This window comes from Tenacibaculum sp. 190130A14a, assembly GCF_964048965.1.
Taxonomy (GTDB): domain Bacteria; phylum Bacteroidota; class Bacteroidia; order Flavobacteriales; family Flavobacteriaceae; genus Polaribacter; species Polaribacter polynesiense.
The window spans coordinates 3,657,627-3,675,191 of record NZ_OZ040189.1 but is presented as its reverse complement, the minus strand read 5'-3'; the positions used below and the strand labels follow the sequence as shown (position 1 = coordinate 3,675,191).

Below are 17,565 nucleotides of genomic sequence, written 5' to 3'. Positions count from 1 at the left end.
CATTAAGAGGATTTTCTTTATAAATATGGATGGTGCTTTACAAATTAGATTGCAAACGCTCCTGTCTTTTTGTGTTCGCTAGCTTCGTAACGATCTAAACATTTTTGTAAGATGTCGTATGCTTCATTAGCATCTCCCCAATCTCCAATATCTACTTTTTTCTTCTCTAAATCTTTATAAACTTGGAAGAAGTGAGTGATTTCTTGTTGACGGTGTGGATTTAAGTCAGATAAATCGTTGTATTTGTTCCAAATTGGATCAGATACTGGTACACATACGATCTTTTCGTCTGGACCTTTTTCATCTGCCATGTGGAATACACCAATTGGCTTTACTTCCATTACACACATTGGAAATGTTGGCTCAGCTCCTAATACTAAAACATCTAACGGGTCACCGTCTAATGCCAATGTTTCTGGGATAAATCCGTAATCACCAGGATACATCATAGAAGAAAATAACATTCTGTCGAAACGTATTTTCTTTAAATCGAAATCATATTCGTATTTGTTTCTACTTCCTTTTGGAATTTCAATTAAAACATCTACTACTTTTCTTTCTTTTGCAGTCATATTTCTTAATTACTTTTCTTCGTTTCTAAAATCGGACTGCAAAAGTAGTGATTTCTATACGTTTTTATAGTATAAATACAAGTTATTTTACTGTTAAGTATCTCGTTATAAACCTGGTTTAATACCTATTCGAATAGCAAACTTAGGTGTTGGCGCTATTGTAGAACCAACAGGTAAAGAATAATCAGATCTCCAAATGGCATCAATTCTCAAAAAACGTAGGTTTCCATAACCAATATTTTCAATTCCAAACCCATATTCATAATACAGTTTTTCTGGTGTATTATAGTTAATGTCAGATTGATTTATAGCTCGATTACTATCTGATATTGTACCATAGGCTGCTCTAAACGTAACTAAACTTCTTAGTTTTAATTTCTTGATTAACGGGATTCTGTTTAAAAAGAATCCGTTAAAGTGATGCTCTAAGTGCGTTGCTGTATAAGTATCTGTTACAAAATCGTAGAAGTTTAACAAACTAAAGGTATTTCTAACTAAAGAAAAAGACTGGTTGGCAGGTACTGGATTTAGTAAACTTAAAGGTACCGTTCCAAAGGTTTTACCAGCTTCAAACGTAGCATCTAAAACACCAAATTTACCTAGTAGTAAAGGTTGGTTGTATTGAAATTGAAGTTTATGATAGTCGTGAGTACCATCTAAAATTCCGCTATGCCCTTTTTTATAGTTTAAGATCAATGTTGGAAAAATATTTCTTCCGAAGCGTCTTTCTACACCATAACCATATACAAATCTTCCTGGAGTAAAAGAAATATATACATCTGAGGAAACGTCTACAACTCTATCTCGAATATTTCCATTACCATCTAGATAATTGATAGAGAATAAATTTGGATCAGCTGAGGTAATGTCAGATCGCGTTAAATTAATACCAACATGAAGGTTGTTTTTAATTTGTAAATCAACATTGGTGGCTACCTTGTTAACTTTAGAAAGAAAACGGTTGTTACCACGAGTAAATAATGCTGAAGTACCAAAACTATTTCCTAAAAGTTGTGTTGTGTTAAAAAGGACACTTCCCAATTGTTCAATATCATTTTGGTGTGCTAAACCAACTGCTATTCGTGGTTTATAGGAAAGAAGGTACCTTCCTTCAAGGCCATATTTAGCTTTTTTATCTTTAAAACCATAAGCAACATGACCATTTAGTCTAAACCTATCGTCTTTTGTTTTGAATGTTCTAAACCCAAGACGTGTTCTGAAACCTTCAATTTCGTTTTGAGCAAAGGCAGTCCAAAAAGGACCAAATTGCACACCAACTTTTGTGTTTATATATCCACTAGATACTGTATTGATAACCCCAGTTAGATTTTTGATTTGTTTTTTCTTTTTAACCTTTTCAATAAGTTGGTATGTAGATTTTGTTTCTTCAGAATCGGTAGAAGCCCAATAAGTGCTATCCTTTTCAAACTGATCAGGTCTAATCTTAACAACTTCGTCTTTGTAAAAGTTATCTGCTAAAGGTTTGTTTAAAACGTAATCTTTAAACGTGATCGTTTTTTTGATGGTTAACCCTTTATTGGTTTCACTTTTATCAATAAAAGTAAAATCACCATCATAAGCATTTCTCGTAGGAAGATAAATAGAGTCATTTTGAACTTCATACTCTTTTTCAAAAGAAAGACCTCTCACAAAATTCAAATTGATTTCTTTACGTACTTTCATTTTGATTTTTTTGATAGAGAAATTTTTATCTGCTACCCAAAAATTACCTTCAAAAGCTAAGTCTCCTTCTCTAATAGGAAAAAAGTAAATGTTGTAAAGTTTTTTATCATTATTGGTAATACTATCGTATAAAACATAGTCATAAGTAGCAAAACCGTCAGAAGAAAGCGGACTTACAAAAGATCGTTGAAGTAAGGTAATGTTGTTTTTAAAAACATCGATGTTTTGAAAAGTCATGGCCATTCTATCAAAAATAAAACCTTGGGCGCCTAACCCTTCAGATTTTTCAGCTTCAATATCTGTTCTAACTTCTTTGGAGATATTGTTACCATATATTTTTGAAACCTCTTCGTTAATATATATAGGGATGTAGTAGTTAACACCATCTTCATCGTATTTAACTTCTTTGATCGCCTGTTCGTATTCCTTTTTGAAAATCCTTTTTAAAAAAACTGTGTCTAAATTGTTAAGTCCTATTTCAATAGACTTGTGTTTTTTGTATTGATAGTGATCAACTAATTCTAATCCGTTTTTCCTTTTTCGTTTCCATATTTCTTTTAAAATTCTATAAGCCGGATTTTCTTTCTTTTTCAACCTTTTTTTAGGTCTTGTAACCACTACTACTTCATCTAATTGATTGCTTTCTTCTTTTAATACAATGTTTAAGAACTTTGTGTTTTCACTAACGCTAAATGTTTGTGTTTGAAATCCAATAAAAGAAATTTCTAAAGTACCTCTGTACTTTTTAGTTTTTAAATAAAACTTACCATCATCATCTGTGGTAGTTCCATGAATGGTCTTTTTCATTACTACATTAACAAAAGGTAAAGGATTGTTAAATTCATCAACAATTCTTCCTTGTAAAGTTAACTGCGCTCTAATAGAGGTAGTTAGGATTAATAGTAGTAGGGTTATTCTGAGTTTCATTACTTTTTCTTATGCCAAAATCCTTTCTACTAATAAAATAGAAAGGATTTTGTAGTTATTTTTTTTGTTATACCTCTTATTTGATGTACATAACATCTTTAACAGCTTGTATTACGTCATTGGCGTTTGGTAACCATTTCTCTAACAATGCAGGAGAATATGGTGCTGGAGTATCAGATGTTGTAATTCTTTTAATAGGTGCATCTAAATAATCAAATGCTTCATCTTGTACTCTAAATGTAATTTCAGAAGAAACACTTCCAAATGGCCAAGCTTCTTCTAAGATTACTAAACGATTAGTTTTCTTAACAGATTCTAAAATTGTTTTATGATCCATTGGTCTAACTGTACGTAAATCGATTACTTCAATAGAAATACCTTCTTTCGCTAGTTCATCAGCTGCTTTATAAGCTTCTTTGATGATTTTTCCGAAAGAAACTACAGTAACATCTGAACCTTCTCTTTTAATATCTGCTACACCGATTGGGATGATGTATTCTCCTTCAGGAATTTCCATCTTATCACCATACATTTGCTCAGACTCCATGAAAATAACCGGATCGTCATCTCTAATAGCAGCTTTTAATAATCCTTTTGCGTCATATGGATTGGAAGGAACAATCACTTTTAATCCTGGACAGTTAGCATACCAGCTTTCAAAAGCTTGTGAGTGCGTTGCCGCTAATTGACCAGCAGAAGCAGTAGGACCTCTAAAAACGATTGGGCAATTAAACTGTCCACCACTCATTTGACGGATTTTTGCCGCGTTGTTTATAATTTGGTCAATACCAACTAAAGAGAAATTAAAGGTCATATATTCAACAATAGGTCTGTTACCATTCATCGCAGAACCAACCGCAATACCACCAAAACCTAATTCAGCAATAGGGGTATCTATAACTCGTTTCGCACCAAACTCATCTAACATTCCTTTTGAAGCCTTATAAGCACCGTTGTATTCGGCAACTTCTTCTCCCATTAAATATATGCTTTCATCTCTGCGCATTTCTTCGCTCATCGCTTCGCAGATAGCTTCTCTAAATTGTACTGTTTTCATACGTTTTATAAGTAGTTGTTCATCAAGAGTGCAAAAGTAAACAATTTTGTTTATTTTTTAAAGCAGATAAATTGCTTTAACTTATATATTATATTCCTTTTATAATGATTACTTTTACAAAGAGTAAAAAAGAGCGTAAAAAATTTATTATGCACGCATAATAAATTAAAAAAAAAGTGTAACTTCGTCGCTCAAAATTAAGTTTCTTAAAAACAACGATATATGAAAATATTAGTTTGTATCAGTCACGTGCCTGATACCACTTCAAAAATTAATTTTACAGATAATGATACTAAGTTTGATACAAACGGAGTGCAGTTTGTAATTAATCCTTATGACGAGTTTGTATTAACGAGAGCAATGTGGTTTAAAGAAAAGCAAGGAGCTTCAGTAACAGTAGTAAATGTAGGAGGAGCTGAAACAGAACCAACTTTGCGTAAGGCATTGGCAATTGGAGCAGATAATGCAATTCGAGTAAATACAAATCCAACAGACGGAATGTTAGTAGCGAAAGAATTAGCAGCAGTTGTTAAAGATGGAGGGTTTGATTTAGTATTGGCAGGAAAAGAATCTGCAGATTATAATGGTCAAATGGTTCCAGGAATGTTAGCTTCATTATTAGATTTCAACTTTGTGAATGCTTGTGTTGGAATGGAAGTTGAAGGAACGAATGTAACTTTAGATAGAGAAATTGATGGTGGTGAAGAAAAATTATCTTCTTCTTTACCAATGGTAGTAGCAGGTCAAAAAGGAATCGTAGAAGAAAAAGATTTACGTATTCCTAACATGCGTGGAATTATGATGGCTCGTAAGAAGCCATTGAATGTTGTTGAAGCTTCAGGAGCTGCATCTGCATCGTCAACTCAAAATTTTGAGAAGCCTGCAGCAAAAGGAGCTGTTAAGTTAGTTGATAATGTTGATGATTTAATCAACTTATTACATAACGAAGCAAAAGCAATTTAATTAAAATTAAAAATCACTTTTTAGAAATCTTATTTCTAAAGTCAAAAAATATTAAAATATGTCTGTATTAGTTTTTGCCGATTCATCGGAAGGAAAATTCAAGAAAACTGCTTTTGAAGTAGTTTCATACGGAAAGAAAGTAGCAGAGCAAATGGGAAGCAATATGGTTGTTTTATCAATCAATGGTGGTGATGCTTCTGAATTATACACGTATGGTGCTGAAAAAGTAGTAGAGGTTAAAAATGACTTAGGTTCTTTTGAAGCGAAAGCGTATGCTGCTATTATTAAGCAAGTAGCTGAAGCCAATGGAGCTGAGGTAGTTGTTGTAGATTCAAGTATTGATGGATTATCTGTTGGTCCTCTAGTAGCTGTTGGATTAGATGCAGGTTATGCATCAAATGCAGTAGCGTTACCAAGTAGTACGAGTCCATTTGTAGTGAAGAGAAAAGCGTTTTCTAACAAAGGGTTTAACAATACTGAAATTTCAACTGAAAAGAAAGTAGTTGGAGTAGCTAAAAACTCATTTGGAGTTCATGAGAACCCAGTGTCTGGAGCAGCTGAAAGTTTTGAAGCTTCTTTACCAGGTTTAGGAGTAAAGTCTGAAAGCATTAGTAGAGCAACAGGAAAAGTTACTATTGCAGATGCTGATGTAGTAGTTTCAGCTGGACGTGGATTAAAAGGACCAGAGAACTGGGGAATGGTAGAGGAGTTAGCAGATGTTTTAGGAGCTGCAACTGCATGTTCTAAGCCAGTGTCTGATTTAGGATGGAGACCTCATAGCGAGCACGTTGGGCAAACTGGTAAGCCAGTAGCATCTAACTTATATATTGCAATAGGGATTTCAGGAGCAATTCAGCATTTAGCTGGAGTGAATGCTTCGAAAGTAAAAGTTGTAATCAATAATGACCCAGAAGCACCTTTCTTTAAGGCAGCAGATTATGGTATTGTTGGTGATGCTTTTGAAGTTGTTCCACAATTAATCGAAAAATTAAAGGCCTTTAAACAAGCATAATTTTTTAGGGCAGAATTTTCTTTTTAGAAAATTAAGATGTCGACTCATAATTTTTAGTAAATTGTGCCCGCAAAAAAGGGCTGTCTAATTATCAGGAAAACCCTAAAATTAGACAGCCTTTTTCTTTTATGAAGACTGATAAATGAGTTTAATACAACTAACTATTAAGGGTATTTCGTATAGTCAAACGCAAAGCGGAGCGTACGCTTTGGTATTGAGCGAAATAGGAGGTAAAAGAACTTTACCTATAATTATTGGTGCATTTGAAGCACAGTCAATAGCAATCGCTTTGGAAAAGGAGATCAGACCACCGAGACCCTTAACTCATGATTTGTTTAAAACTTTTGCTGATCGTTTTGTGATTAAAATCAAGCAGGTAATCATTCATAAATTGGTAGATGGTGTATTCTTTTCAAGCTTAGTATGTGAAAGAGACGGAGTTGAAGAGACCATAGATACAAGAACTTCTGATGCCATTGCATTAGCAGTACGTTTTCAAGCGCCTATTTATACCTATGAAAACATTTTAGATAAAGCAGGTATTTATTTAAAAATGGAAGAAGAGCTTGAATTTGAAGATGAGTTAGAAGAAGATGAATATGAGATTGATTTAGAAGAAAGCCTAGAGGAAAAAGGAGGGTTTTCAAATTTATCAATAAAGGAATTGCATGAGCAACTAGATGAGGCAGTTGCAAATGAAAACTATGAATTAGCAGCTAAAATTCGCGACGAAATTAGCAAACGTTCTTAACAATTTAAATTTTTTAAAATGAAGAAATTATTTACGCTTATTGTGCTTTGCGCATCTGTAACAATTTTTGGACAAAGCATAGAAAAAAAGTGGAATTTTTCATCAATTACTTCAAACGGAAATGAATTATTTCAAATCAACCCGAATGATGTTTTTACCTTATCAGAAGGTAACTTTAACTACACATTAGAAGCGAAAGAGAATCTACAAGCTTCAGGAAACTATATCCGACAAAACAATTTATTAATTTTTAATTATAAACAACCAAAAGATACGGTTCGTTATTATAATATTGTTGAGCTATCTGAAGATAAACTAACAATAGCAGAGAATAATGTGGTGTATTCATTTGCTACTGAGAACGTACCTGTTGCTGCGGAGCAAAAGGCGGAAGTAGCAGAAGTTAAAGAAGAACCAAAAGCAACAGGGATTAAACCTAGTGAAGATTTTTCTCTAAATAGCTTTTTAAGAGGGGTTTTAGGGATGGCTTCTTTAATTGTAATTGCATTTTTATTTAGCTCTAATAGAAGAGGGGTTGATTGGAAGACAGTTGGTTTAGGTTTAGGATTTCAGTTGTTAATTGCTGTTGGAGTTTTAAAAGTACCTTTTGTACAAAAAGCCTTTGAATTTGTAGGAAGTATTTTTGTAAGTGTACTAGATTTTACAAGAGCGGGAAGTGAATTTTTATTTAGCGGATTAGTAGCAGATATGGATTCGTTTGGATTTATTTTTGCATTTCAGGTTTTACCTACGATTATATTTTTCTCAGCCTTAACTTCATTGTTATTCTACTTAGGACTAATCCAAAAGGTTGTAAAAGGATTAGCTTGGTTATTATCGAAGAGTCTAAAAATTTCAGGAGCAGAAAGTTTATCAGTGGCAGGAAATATTTTCTTAGGACAAACAGAAGCGCCTTTATTGATTAAGGCCTACTTAGAAAAAATGAATCGTTCTGAAATCTTATTAGTAATGATTGGAGGAATGGCAACGGTTGCTGGGGCAGTATTAGCAGCCTATATCGGATTCTTAGGAGGAGATGATGAAGCCTTACGTTTATTATATGCAAAACACTTATTAGCAGCCTCAGTAATGGCAGCACCTGGAGCTATTATTATTTCTAAAATCTTATATCCACAAACAGAAGAAGTAAATACCGATGTAAAAGTATCTTCAGAAAAAATAGGTTCTAATATTTTAGATGCAATTGCTAACGGAACTACAGAAGGATTAAACTTAGCAATGAATGTAGCTGCAATGTTATTAGTGTTTATTGCTTTTATAGCTATGTTAAATGGAATTTTAGGTTGGATAGGAGATATTACAACATTAAATGAATGGATGGCAGCAAACACACCGTATCCTAAGTTTTCATTAGAGGCGATTTTAGGATATATATTCGCACCATTAATGTGGTTAATTGGTGTGCCTAGTGAAGATATGGCCTTAATGGGACAATTATTAGGAATCAAATTAGCAGCAAGTGAGTTTGTGGGATATATCCAATTAGCCGAATTAAAGAACGTGGCATCTGCAACACATTTAACATATAATAAATCTGTTATCATGGCAACCTATATGCTATGTGGATTTGCAAATTTTGCTTCTATTGGTATTCAAATTGGAGGAATTGGTTCATTAGCTCCAGGGCAACGTAAAACATTATCGGAGTTTGGTATGAAAGCATTAATTGGAGGTACAATTGCTTCATTAATGTCAGCTACTATCGCAGGAATGATCATCGGATAGTAAATTTCTAGAACAAACAGATAGTTAATAACTTATTAATATTATTTTGAAAAGCTCGAACATTTTATGTTGGAGCTTTTTTATTTTTGGAAAAATCAAAAGGGGAAAAAATGAAGCAATATCACGATTTAGTAAAACATGTATTAGAGAGCGGAAACGAAAAAGGAGATAGAACAGGTACGGGTACTAAAAGTGTTTTTGGGTATCAGATGCGATTTGATTTAAACGAAGGTTTCCCAATGGTAACTACCAAAAAACTGCACTTGAAATCGATTATTTATGAATTGTTGTGGTTTATTAAAGGGGATACCAATATCAAGTATTTACAAGAAAATGGTGTACGTATATGGAATGAATGGGCCGATGAGAATGGTGATTTAGGTCCTGTGTACGGTCATCAATGGCGTAATTGGAACAGTGACGAGATAGATCAGTTGAAAGAGGTGATAGAAACCTTGAAAAAGAATCCAAATAGTCGTAGAATGTTAGTGTCAGCTTGGAATCCTTCTGTGTTGCCAGATACTTCGGTTTCTTTTTCAGAAAATGTAGCCAATGGAAAAGCTGCATTGCCTCCATGTCATGCTTTCTTTCAGTTTTATGTAGCAGATGGGAAGTTGTCTTGTCAATTGTATCAACGTAGTGCTGATATCTTTTTAGGAGTTCCTTTTAATATTGCAAGTTATGCATTGTTTACAATGATGATTGCTCAGGTATGTGGTTATGAAGTAGGAGAGTTTATTCACACGTTTGGAGATGCACATATTTATAATAATCATATGGAGCAGTTAGAATTGCAATTATCTCGTGAGCCAAGACCATTACCAAAGATGAAGATCAATCCAGAAATTAAAAATATAGAAGACTTCACATTTAATGATTTCGAATTGATTGATTATAATCCGCATCCACATATCAAAGGTGTCGTAGCAGTATAATTTAACGTACTTTTAGATAAATCTAACTTTGAGTTTTGTTGTTTTGTTAGTAAATTAGTGTTTCAATAGCTAATAACCAATATTATGACAGCCTCAATAGATTTAATAAAAGAAGAGATTTACGATAAGATTGAAAAAATTGATGATGAAAATGTGCTTGAGGCCATTAAAACAATCATTAATAATTTGGAAGTTGATGCCGTGAATAAAGTGACACAAAAAGAAGATTTCAACGGATATATAAAAGAATGGGTAAAGAATATGTAACAAAACATATTGTTGCTTTAGAAGAAGTATTAGAGACTTTCCCAAAGAGAATATCGGTTCTTTCTGAGGCTGATTGGAACGTAAAAGAAGCTGGTAAATGGAGTAAAAAGGAAATTTTAGGACATTTAGTAGATTCAGCTCTTAACAATTTACAACGCTATATTCGAGTTCAGTATCAGGAAATACCACATGTGGTGTATCATCAAAATGAATGGGTTGCGGCACAACATTGGCAACAAGTTTCTATAGCTGAAATAGTTACTTTATGGAAAAGTTTAAACACCCAGATTGCACATGTTTGGCATAATTTTCCGGAAGATAAATTCGAAGCATCGATAAATGTTTCCAAAGAAATAGAAAAAGTAGAGATTTATTCCTTTCAAGAAATGTTAGATGATTATATTGGGCACTTTAATCATCATGCACAACAAATCCTAAGATAATGATTACACTGATTGCAGCTATTGCAAAAAATAATGCTTTAGGAAAAGATAATGACCTAATATGGCATTTACCTGCCGATTTAAAACGTTTTAAAAAGGTTACCTCAGGGCATCATATTTTAATGGGTCGAAATACTTATGAAAGTATAGGGAAGCCTTTGCCTAATAGAACTACGGTAATCATAACGAGAAACAATGATTATTTTGTAGATGGATGTTTGGTCGCTAATTCTGTAGAGGAAGCTTTAGAATTAGCCAAAGAAGATTCGGAAGTTTTTATTATTGGAGGAGCTCAGATTTATAAACAAGTAATGGATAAAGGATTGGTAGATCAATTAGATATTACCATTGTTCATGAAACGTTTGAAGCAGATGTGTTTTTTCCAGCAATAGATGCAACTGTTTGGAAAGAAGTTTCTCGTGAAGATTTTAAAGCAGATGAGAAAAATAAATACGATTATAGTTTCGTTTCTTATCAGAGAATGTAATTTTATTAATTATTAGTTGAAGGCTAGATTTAATCTAATAGAGATTACGTTTGATTATACCATCTAAAATATATCAATCAAAACAATGTCAATAGTACTAACATCGGTATCAAAAATGTACGGAGCTCAAAAAGCAGTAAATGCCATTTCTTTTTCTGGAGAGAAGGGTGAGATTATTGGTTTTTTGGGGCCAAATGGAGCAGGGAAATCAACTACGATGAAAATGTTAACTGGGTTTATTCAGCCTTCTGAAGGAACTGTTATGGTTGGTGGAATTGATGTGGTTAAAAATTCTATAGAAGCGCAGAAGCAAATAGGGTATTTACCAGAACATAATCCCTTGTATTTAGATATGTACGTAAGGGAGTATTTACAGTTTCAAGCATCGGTTCATCAAGTAGGTATTGAAAAAGTAGAAGAAGTAATTGCAAAAGTAGGGCTGACTTTAGAAGCGCATAAGAAAATAGGGCAGCTTTCAAAGGGATATCGACAACGAGTTGGATTGGCAGCAGCTATTTTGCATGATCCAGAAGTGTTGATTTTAGATGAACCTACCACAGGATTAGATCCGAATCAATTGGTAGAAATACGTGGATTGATAAAGGAATTAGGAAAAGATAAAATAGTGTTACTTTCTACCCATATAATGCAAGAGGTAGAAGCGGTGTGCGATCGTGTTATTATTATCAATAAAGGAGAAATTGTTACCGATAAAAAAATAAATGAATTAAAAACATCTACCGAGCAAGTTATTCATGTAACCTTTGATTATAAGTTAGAAGAGCAGTTTATAAAGCGTATGCTTAATGTGGTTTCCTATAAAAATACTTCTGAAAATAATTGGACCTTAGTTTTTGATACTACGGAAGATATGCGTCCACATATTTTTGACTTCGCACAAGAAAATGGTTTAAAGATTCTTGGGTTGAATACTGAAAATAAGAATTTAGAAAGTTTATTTAGAGAGTTGACTTCATAATAGCATAAGTATATGTTTAATATGCCAGGAGATAGTAATCCATCTTTAATAGCAGAAGAGGTTGCTAAAAAGTTCATTGCGAAAGGTTATAAGTTGGATTTTTCCTTACAAAGTTTAGAAGAGGAAATTGATAAAATTATCAATAACCCCGATACTTATAAAGAAGGGAATACAGAATTACTAAAGGCAGAATTAAGTGCTTATGTAGGGGAAACGTTTTGTAGAATTTTTGATGCAGAAGACCCTGGGCAATATTTTGCAGGAGGAGATCGAAATGGAGTTAATTACTATTCTTATTTTATTGAAAAAGGAAGAGAACGTTTTCATCCATCTCACTTTTTTGACCGTAGACTTCCTATTTATGATTTTAGTAAAAAACACTTTAAAGACTATTTGCACTATCAATATTCGACAATTGGTGAAAGAAAAATAGTAGCTCCAGGAGTTTTGTTTCAATTTCTTAAAACACCTGATACATTAGAGGTAAGAAACCCTGAGAAAGTAGCCTTACAAACTTCAAGAAAATATGGGGAGAAAGGTTATTGTCTAGATTTTTCTTTAAAGAGTTTGCAAGAAGAAATAGATCTTATTTTAATCAATGAGAAAACAGATTCTATTTCTGAGCAGAACCATATACTTGAGGCAGAATTGACAGCGTATTTTGGGGAGACCCTTTGTAGATTATATGGTTTTTCTTGGGAAGGAGTTTATAGTTATTTTAATATAGGAGCTAATCGTGTTACTTGTAAACTAATGAGGGACGATATAGTGGTTTGGCCGAGTCATTTTTTTAGTGATTATTTAAAGAATGAAAAGATGAAGGAAGATACTTTTAAGGAGTATGTTAATGAATTGGTTAAACCATTTTAAAAACAACAGATTGCTTCTCTTGCAATGATTAGCTAGAAAACTTATTCTTATAATACACCTTTTGCCAGACTCTTTTTAAGATTAAGAAAGTAACTTCTTCAGAATAATTATCCATGCTTGAGGTGTCAATACTCTTTATGATGGTTTCAGAAACGTCTATACGGTATAGCAAATTGTAATACCCGTCGGAATCATTTAATAATAAGTTTTTCACCGTTTCTTGTAATGTGTTTTTTAGTTCTAAAGGCGTACTTTCTGTATCAAAGGCTATATCTAAACTTACTAATTCAAAATCTTTATTTAATTGATGTATGAGTTGAATGTATAAATCCTTATCAACCACTTGGGTTAATAAGGACATACTATTTTGATATTCTTGAAGCATTTAGTTCAGTTTGTAATTAATGAACTGTTCGTCTAATGCTTTTAAGAACTCGTTAGATATTTTAATTTTAGTAGTTCTACTAGGTAAACTCAATTCGATCTTCTCTTCAGCATCCCAAATGGTAAAGTTTAAATTCTGACTTCCTTTATTGGTAGCAAATAAATGTTGTAGTTCTTTAATTCTATTTTCATTCACTTCATTTAAAGGCATTTTAATGGTAATTTTCTTACACATTTTATCCATAATGTCGTGAAGTAAGTTAAACTCAATAAAACTAACTCTTGGGTCTCCTTTTACACCTTCTTTGTTAGTCCATCCTGGTTTCACCGTAGTTTTTACAAATAGGAATGAACTTGGTACTAAGAAGTGTTTGAACTTTAAATATTCTTCTCCAAAAATTCTAAACTCAAAACTGTCGGTATAATCTTCAATAATAAAAGAAGCCCAACCTTTTCCTGCTTTAGATACACGGTGTTGTACATCAGTTATAATACCTCCAAATGAAAGAGCTAAACCTTCATATTTAGCTAAATCTTTAAAGTGAGTTAAGGTAGCGTTACAAAACTTCATTTCGTTTTTAAAGTCATCTAACGGATGTGCAGAAATATACATTCCTACCACTTCCTTTTCTCGTGCTAAGAGTTCCATGGTACCCCATGTTTCACATTCTGGAATGATAGGCTCCGGTAAGTCTACTGCGGAAGCTTCTCCAAACAACGATACTTGTGATGAGTTTTGGTTTTCCTGAAACTTATTACCAAAACGCAAGGCTTTTTCTATGAATTTTTGACTCTTCTCATCTTCTTCAAAGTATTGTGCCCTATGAGTATTGGCAAAAGAATCAAATCCACCTGCTAAGATTAAACCTTCAAAGGCTTTTTTATTGGCAACCCTTAGGTCTACTCGCTTAGCAACATCAAAAACAGAAGTAAAGTTTCCGTTTTCTTTACGTTCATCAATAATAGCCTTTACGGCAGAGGCTCCAACTCCTTTGATTGCTGCCATTCCAAAACGAACAGCTCCTTCTTTATTTACGGAGAATTTAGAGAAAGATTCGTTAATATCTGGTCCAAGTACTTCTAATCCCATACGTTTACATTCTTCCATAAAGAAAGAAACCGATTTAATATCGTTCATGTTGTTAGATAGTACTGCAGCCATATATTCAGCAGGGTAATGTGCTTTTAAATATGCTGTTTGATATGCAATCCATGCATAACAGGTAGAGTGCGATTTGTTAAAGGCATAAGATGCAAATGCCTCCCAGTCTTTCCAAATCTTTTCAAGCGCTTTTTCATCATGTCCATTTGCCATAGCTTGTTCTACAAACTTAGGCTTCATTTTCGCTAGTACGGCAATTTGTTTTTTACCCATTGCCTTACGAAGTACATCGGCCTCACCTTTGGTAAAATCTGCTAACTTTTGAGAAAGTAGCATTACCTGCTCTTGGTATACCGTAATTCCGTAGGTTTCTGCTAAATATTCTTCTAAGGCCGGTAAGTCATAGGTAATTTCTTCGTCTCCATGCTTTCTTCTAATGAAGGAAGGAATATATTCTAACGGACCTGGACGATACAGGGCGTTCATGGCAATTAAATCGGCAAAAACTGTTGGTTTTAATTCACGCATGTATTTCTGCATTCCGGGAGATTCATATTGGAATATCCCTACGGTTTCTCCACGTTGGAATAATGCATAGGTTTCTTCGTCATCAATCGGGAAGTTTTCTGGATCTAGTTCTACTCCATGACGTGCCTTTACAATTTTTACGGTGTCTTTGATAAGGGTTAATGTTTTTAACCCCAAGAAATCCATTTTTAGTAATCCCGCACTTTCCACTACCGAGTTATCAAACTGAGTAACATACATGTCGGAATCTTTGGCTAAAGAAACAGGTACGAATTTGGTAATATCATCTGGAGTAATAATTACCCCACAGGCATGAATTCCTGTATTTCGAACCGAACCTTCTAAGATTCGGGCTTTATTAATAGTTTCGGCTTCTAATCCATTTCCATTAGAAATAGATTTAAGCTCGTTTACCATTTCTATTTCTTCTGAACGAAGCTTGGCTTTTAATCCGGCATCATCTAAAGAGAAGATTTTTTTAAGCTTCATACCAGGGATTAACTTGGCAATTCTATCGGCTTCAAATAATGGTAAATCTAGTACACGGGCAGTATCACGAATAGATGATTTTGCTGCCATGGTACCATAAGTGATAATTTGTGCTACTTGATTGGCACCGTATTTATCAATTACATAATCCATTACACGACTTCGTCCTTCATCATCAAAGTCAATATCAATATCGGGCATGGATACACGTTCAGGATTTAAGAAACGCTCAAAAAGTAAATCGTACTTAATTGGGTCAATATTGGTGATCCATAAACAGTACGCTACCACAGAACCTGCTGCAGAACCACGACCGGGTCCAACCGACACATCCATTTTACGAGCTTCTCTAATAAAGTCTTCTACAATTAAGAAATAACCCGGATATCCTGTTTTTGCAATAACGTCTAATTCAAAATCTAAACGTTCGCAAATACTATCGGTTAACTCGCCATAACGAATTTTAGCCCCTTCGTAGGTTAAGTGTCGTAAGAAGTTATTTTCACCTCGTTTTCCTCCGTCTTCTAAATCTTTATCATCTCTAAATTCTTCAGGAATATCGAAGGCAGGTAATAATACGTCACGTGCTAGGGTAAAAGGTTCTACTTTATCTACAATTTCCTGAATATTAAGGATCGCTTCAGGTAAATCAGCAAATAAATGCTTCATTTCTTCTGTAGACTTAAAGTAGTATTCGTCGTTTGGAAGTCCGTATCTATATCCACGTCCTCTACCAATTGGGGTAGCTTGTTTTTCACCATCTTTTACACATAATAAAATATCATGTGCATTGGCATCTTCTTTATCTAAATAAAAAGTGTTGTTAGAGGCAACAATTTTTACATCGTGCTTTTTTGAAAATTCTAAAAGTGTTTTGTTAACTACGTTCTCGTCTTCCTGATTATGACGCATTAACTCAATATATAAATCATCTCCAAACTCTTCTTTCCACCATAGTAAGGCTTCTTCTGCTTGAGCTTCTCCTACATTTAATATTTTACTAGGAACTTCTCCGTATAAATTTCCTGTTAAAACAATTACGTCTTCTTTATATTTTTTTACAACCTCTTTGTCAATTCTTGGAACATAATAGAATCCATCAACAAAGGCAATGGAAGACATTTTTGCTAAGTTGTGGTACCCGTTTTTGTTTTTTGCTAGTAAAACTACTTGATACCCGTTGTCTTTTTGGCTTTTGTTAGTATGATCTCCACAGATATTAAATTCACAACCTACAATAGGTTTTAAAGGTTTTTGCGTAGGCTCTTCACCTTTTTCAATAGCTTCTTTATTGGCGGCTTCTACTGATTTGTTATGTCCAAATACAGCCTGCACAAAGTGGAACGCTGCCATCATATTACCGGTATCGGTCATGGCTACGGCAGACATATTGTCTTTTCCAGCGGCATTTACAATGTTTCCAATTTGAATGGTTGATTGGAGCACCGAATATTGCGTGTGGTTATGAAGGTGTGCAAACTGAGCACCCTCTAAGGCAGCCAATCCTTCAGATGTACTATGCGTAGTTTCAGCATCTGATTCTGACGCTTTTCGTTTTCGAATTTTATCACTTTCTTCTTTTAGATTTAAGTGTTTTAATCCGATAACTTTAATAGGCATTGGGTTGGCTTCCGAATAGCGCTGAAAATAATCATTAGGGACGTCTAGTTGCTCTTCTGTATATTGACGTAACCTAATAAGTTCTAAGAAACAACGAGTGGTAGCTTCTACATCGGCAGTTGCATTATGTGCTTCTCCAAAACCAGTGCCGAATAAATGGTTGTGTAATTCTGTAAGTGTAGGTAGTTTAAATTTTCCTCCTCTACCACCAGGTATTTGACATAATTGAGCCGTATGTTCGGTACAGGTATCTAATACAGGTAATTCGGTTAAGTTGTTTTCAACGCCTAAACGATGGAATTCACACCCCATGATGTTGACATCAAAGCCAACATTTTGTCCAACAATAAACTTGGTTTTTTTTAAAGCTTCATTAAAAAGGTCTAACCCTTCGTTTAAAGAAATACCTTGCTCAATGGCTAAATCTGTAGAAATTCCATGAATACGTTCTGCATCATATGGAATATTGAACCCTTCCGGATTAATTAAAAAATCGTTATGCTCAATTAAATTACCCATTTCATCATGTAACTGCCATGCAATTTGTATTGCTCTTGGCCAGTTATCTGTATCTGTAATTGGAGCGTTCCAACTTTTAGGTAATCCCGTTGTTTCAGTATCAAAAATTAAGTACATCGATATGGTTTTCTTTATGAAGTTGTTTTCTTGTGAAAACAAATACAAAAATACAAAGAAATTAACTTTCTAGTTTTAGAAGTTATTAACTGAGTTGGATGCAAAAAATGTAA

General features: G+C 33.8%; 15 protein-coding genes. 10 read left to right on the top strand and 5 right to left on the bottom strand.

All coding sequences use genetic code 11. From position 1 onward, the window contains the following. Window positions 1-44 precede the first annotated feature (44 nt). The 3 genes from ABNT22_RS17195 to ABNT22_RS17185 form a co-directional block, all read right to left on the bottom strand. Window positions 45-572 carry an inorganic diphosphatase gene (locus tag ABNT22_RS17195; protein WP_299106643.1) on the bottom strand — a complete coding sequence of 176 codons (528 nt, stop codon included), beginning with the start codon at window positions 570-572 and terminating at the stop codon, window positions 45-47. 105 nt (window positions 573-677) lie between these two features. Beyond that, window positions 678-3,182: a DUF5686 family protein gene (locus ABNT22_RS17190; RefSeq protein WP_348714191.1), complete on the bottom strand. Its 2,505-nt coding sequence runs from the start codon at window positions 3,180-3,182 to the stop codon at window positions 678-680. 76 nt (window positions 3,183-3,258) lie between these two features. Beyond that, on the bottom strand, window positions 3,259-4,239 hold the full coding sequence (locus ABNT22_RS17185) for a pyruvate dehydrogenase complex E1 component subunit beta (protein ID WP_348714192.1): 981 nt from the start codon (window positions 4,237-4,239) through the stop codon (window positions 3,259-3,261). 222 nt (window positions 4,240-4,461) lie between these two features. Here ABNT22_RS17185 and ABNT22_RS17180 point away from each other — a divergent pair, with 222 nt between their 5' ends. The 10 genes from ABNT22_RS17180 to ABNT22_RS17135 all read left to right on the top strand — a co-directional run bounded on the left by ABNT22_RS17180 (window position 4,462) and on the right by ABNT22_RS17135 (window position 12,693). Then, window positions 4,462-5,202, top strand: a complete 741-nt coding sequence (locus ABNT22_RS17180) for an electron transfer flavoprotein subunit beta/FixA family protein (RefSeq protein WP_348714193.1) — start codon at window positions 4,462-4,464, stop codon at window positions 5,200-5,202. Between the two features lie 58 nt (window positions 5,203-5,260). Further along, a complete protein-coding gene (locus ABNT22_RS17175) occupies window positions 5,261-6,214 on the top strand; it encodes an electron transfer flavoprotein subunit alpha/FixB family protein (protein ID WP_348714194.1) in 954 nt (317 codons plus the stop codon). Window positions 6,215-6,356: 142 nt separating this feature from the next. Continuing rightward, window positions 6,357-6,965: a bifunctional nuclease family protein gene (locus ABNT22_RS17170; protein ID WP_348714195.1), complete on the top strand. Its 609-nt coding sequence runs from the start codon at window positions 6,357-6,359 to the stop codon at window positions 6,963-6,965. A gap of 18 nt (window positions 6,966-6,983) precedes the next feature. Beyond that, window positions 6,984-8,711, top strand: coding sequence for a nucleoside transporter C-terminal domain-containing protein (locus ABNT22_RS17165; protein WP_348714196.1), 1,728 nt, complete (start codon window positions 6,984-6,986; stop codon window positions 8,709-8,711). 110 nt (window positions 8,712-8,821) lie between these two features. Next, the gene (locus tag ABNT22_RS17160) at window positions 8,822-9,646 is read left to right on the top strand and encodes a thymidylate synthase (RefSeq protein ID WP_348714197.1); all 825 of its coding nucleotides are present in this window, start codon (window positions 8,822-8,824) and stop codon (window positions 9,644-9,646) included. An 84-nt stretch (window positions 9,647-9,730) separates the two neighbouring features. Further along, window positions 9,731-9,913 (top strand): hypothetical protein, encoded by a 183-nt coding sequence (locus tag ABNT22_RS17155; protein ID WP_348714198.1) that lies wholly within the window; start codon window positions 9,731-9,733, stop codon window positions 9,911-9,913. Then, entirely contained in the window at window positions 9,895-10,356 is a 462-nt protein-coding gene (locus ABNT22_RS17150) for a DinB family protein (protein ID WP_348714199.1), read from the top strand. The genes ABNT22_RS17155 and ABNT22_RS17150 overlap by 19 nt, the downstream gene beginning before the upstream one ends. Further along, window positions 10,356-10,844 (top strand): dihydrofolate reductase, encoded by a 489-nt coding sequence (locus ABNT22_RS17145; RefSeq protein WP_348714200.1) that lies wholly within the window; start codon window positions 10,356-10,358, stop codon window positions 10,842-10,844. The genes ABNT22_RS17150 and ABNT22_RS17145 overlap by 1 nt, the downstream gene beginning before the upstream one ends. 85 nt (window positions 10,845-10,929) lie before the next feature. Further along, entirely contained in the window at window positions 10,930-11,823 is an 894-nt protein-coding gene (gene gldA, locus ABNT22_RS17140) for a gliding motility-associated ABC transporter ATP-binding subunit GldA (protein ID WP_348714201.1), read from the top strand. A gap of 12 nt (window positions 11,824-11,835) precedes the next feature. Continuing rightward, window positions 11,836-12,693: a hypothetical protein gene (locus ABNT22_RS17135; protein ID WP_348714202.1), complete on the top strand. Its 858-nt coding sequence runs from the start codon at window positions 11,836-11,838 to the stop codon at window positions 12,691-12,693. 28 nt (window positions 12,694-12,721) lie between these two features. Here the strand turns inward: ABNT22_RS17135 and ABNT22_RS17130 are convergent, their stop codons facing one another. Both ABNT22_RS17130 and dnaE read right to left on the bottom strand, forming a co-directional pair. Then, the gene (locus ABNT22_RS17130; RefSeq protein ID WP_348727173.1) at window positions 12,722-13,054 is read right to left on the bottom strand and encodes a hypothetical protein; all 333 of its coding nucleotides are present in this window, start codon (window positions 13,052-13,054) and stop codon (window positions 12,722-12,724) included. 24 nt (window positions 13,055-13,078) lie between these two features. Continuing rightward, a complete protein-coding gene (gene dnaE, locus ABNT22_RS17125; protein ID WP_348714204.1) occupies window positions 13,079-17,452 on the bottom strand; it encodes a DNA polymerase III subunit alpha in 4,374 nt (1,457 codons plus the stop codon). Between the last annotated feature and the right edge of the window lie 113 nt (window positions 17,453-17,565).